Consider the following 3,169-nt stretch of genomic DNA (forward strand, 5'->3'; position numbering starts at 1 on the left):
TTTAGTCATGTAATTTCCTCAGTTAGCGGGAGTGTGCTCCCATTGAGGTGTCCGATTTCATTAGACCACTACATACGGGTATTTTATTTTCATCAAAAATCGATCCCATCAGCATTTTCTTTACTTTATTTATTTATTCATTTTCATCATGCAAAGACTATTTGGTAAATTATTAAAACGCGATCAAGTCAATCGCAATGATCCGCCCCCAGCACCGACAGCACCGACAGCACCCTCAGCGCCAATAGCACCCATAGATCCGCAAGGAGCCGTCGCGGGAATCGGTCATCTTCCGCAGCCTGATACTGCCGCCCGGCGCGGGCATGCGGCCCAAGATGCTAACGCAGCGAGACGCAGAATTGATGCCGAGGAACTTGCTAGAGACAGGCAAGCGATTGCAGCACCAGGAGCGGCCGCCGTACGACGCGAGCGTGCGGCCCAATATGCGGCCCGATATAACGCAGCGAGACGCAGAACTGACGCCGAGGGCGAGGTAGCGGCGCTGGCAGACGACACAGTTAATCCACGCTTGCCATTACGGCAAGTGGCGCAGGCATTACCTGAACTAATGGACGCCGCACGACGCGGGGATGCGGCCTTGGATGCGGCTCTGGATGCTGTCACAGCTAGACGCAGAATTGTCGCCGAAGGTGAGGCTGTGGCGCTGGCAGGCGACACGGATAATCCACACTTGCCATTACGGCAAGTGGCGCAGGCATTGCACGACGCTTGGGGTGGAGATGTGGCCTTGGATGCGGCCTTTTATGCTAACGCAGAGAGACGCAGAATTGACGCCGATGGCGAGGTAGCGGCGCTGACAGCGGCCGTCGCACGGGGTGAGGCAGCGGCGCTGGCAGGCAACACAGGTGCAGAATATGTGGCAGCGGCATTGGCAAACGACAAAGAAGGAAGCGTACGCTCGAATCGCTCCTCCCTAACTTCGAATGCCTCCTCCCAAACAGAAACCACTCCCGACAGACCGATAAGTCCATTTTCACGACTAGACTCCGAGGAAAAAATCCAACGCCTTCTCGAGGCCGCCGACGAGAAAATCAATGAGGCGGAGCATTACGATTCCTATTTTCTTGATGTGGTGACTACGGAAATCGGTAGCAGAAATTTAACTGCCAAGGCATGTCTCGAGTTTGCGTTGGAGATCGCACTCGAAAATCGGCGCGAGCAGGTACCAGATATCTCATTGAGACTCGTGAATATTTTAAATGCGAATGATCAAGTAGTTCGACTATACGGTGTCGATTTTCCAAGAGCACGTATTGAAGAATGGTCAAAGAAAGAAAGCTTGCCGGAACCAATTCGAGTGCGACAGGAATTCATTGATAAAGATGGTGAATTGGGAATTCGTTACGGTGAAGATGTTCACAATAGGCCGGTTATAGTAGCTGGCAATAAACTGTTGGAAGTAATGGCCAACAGAACACCTGCTGGTTCAAAGAAAACTGCAGAGGAAACTGACGCTGAGATCCGTCGATATCTTGCCACGCAGGCGCCGTCAGAATTAGCGATGGCTGCGTTCAATCGAATCATGCAACGAGATGGAACTGGTGAATTCAATAGAAATTTTTCACCTGTTTTGGCTATCGTTTGGGGGTACATTGAACAGGGCACCAATCAGGAAATGAAACAAAATTTACGCAATGCCATGATCAATAAATTTGTTGAACTTGGCGATGAATGGCCTTGCCCTACTGGCGTCATTCAACGAATTGCTGACATTCCTACTGCGATCGATCTGTCATTGCCGCAAGAGATTCCTGAGGAAGAGATATTTACGGAGCTTGCAAAAATGGCCGGCGACATCAATGCGTCTTTTGAAGATGACAATGCATTCAACTGCAGCGGGTCTCGTGAGGAAGCGGGTCCTGATGAGAATAGTCCGGCCCGCATGGCCGTCGAGGCCGAAATCAGTAATTTAAAAAGAGATATGTTCCTTGCTAAAGCACGCGTTGAATTGGTCTTGCTTAGAGATATCGATGCAAATTTTGTCATGACAGCAGCTGAAAAAGTGTTTCCAAAAGGAGCGGTTCTTTAGCCAATAATCCAGTCGCGCAGCCGCAGCGCAGAGTGCGGCAATCAGATTCCTAGCATGCAGCGCATTCACACACCGCCTGCAGGGATCAAGGAGTGCTTCATTTCAGGTCGCTGGGAGAAAGACCTGATCAAGAGAATCGGCAAGCGCTCGTCGTTGGGGACAATCCAAGTAACGTTACGAGTCATTATGAACAACTATTCCATCAGGTTTATACATGTCTGGCTTATCTAAATCACTGCATCGTTTCGACAGAACTTCACGAAGTAAGGTGCCTGTCTTATCCAAATCCGAGCTGCATTCGCGGGGCAGCAGTTTGGCGATTGAAGCCAAAGTCGTCACCATGTGGAAATCACTACTCAAAAGAGGGCAAGCATGGCGCCGAACACAACCGCTGCTACGCATGTTCAGCAAGACCGAAGTGGTGCCAAACGAAACGGGTGTCTGCTGCCTCGACAATGAACATGTATTGCATGTTGACATGAGCATACCCGGTGCCGCGAAAAAACCAATCCATGCACACTGTACACGGCAGAAATCTCACGGTGTGGAGTCTGGCCAAGTGATCTATGCTGCCGGGCAATCGCCGCCGGTAGCCAGTTTCAAAGACTTTCTGGCACAAGCGCTGTCATCCAAGCAGGGGACATTTGAGATCGTTTCGCACAAAACACACTATGACCCGGATCATTCGCCTGCAAAATCAATTATTGACTTGCTGAAAATGGAGATTGCGAAGTTAGGTGTCAGCCATAATGAACTGACGTTCGGTAATCGTCGCTATGAATATCGCGGCTTCAATCAGGTCGCTGGTAAAGGCTGTGTCAATAACGAGAAAGATTTTTTAAGGTATGAGTTGTCCGTGTTCGATCGCGATACCGGGATGGAGATCACCGTTCCACTTACCCAGGCGGGATTAAAATTTTCTGACAAGTTGCTGCGACCAGCAGAAATACGTAGGGCAAATTCATTGCTGAATGCGCATCAGGACGCCGTTACATCATGTGGGCATGTCGACCAGACTGGCTCACCTTCAGTACAGCTCATCCGTAAGCGCCTCATCAAGGACGTCTGTACAGCACACCAATGACCCGCCAAAGTGGTGCCCACCAAATAGTAGTGGGG

General features: G+C 50.2%; 2 protein-coding genes. Both read left to right on the forward strand.

Annotation, left to right across the window (positions count from 1 at the left end; translation table 11 throughout):
* Positions 1 to 568 precede the first annotated feature (568 nt).
* Positions 569 to 2,050: a hypothetical protein gene (locus tag QN370_RS20380; RefSeq protein ID WP_322125750.1), complete on the forward strand. Its 1,482-nt coding sequence runs from the start codon at positions 569 to 571 to the stop codon at positions 2,048 to 2,050.
* Between the two features lie 214 nt (positions 2,051 to 2,264).
* A complete protein-coding gene (locus tag QN370_RS20385; RefSeq protein ID WP_322125749.1) occupies positions 2,265 to 3,134 on the forward strand; it encodes a hypothetical protein in 870 nt (289 codons plus the stop codon).
* The last annotated feature ends 35 nt before the right edge of the window (positions 3,135 to 3,169 follow it).

The organism is Actimicrobium sp. CCI2.3 (assembly GCF_035019065.1).
Classification (GTDB): Bacteria; Pseudomonadota; Gammaproteobacteria; order Burkholderiales; family Burkholderiaceae_D; genus Actimicrobium.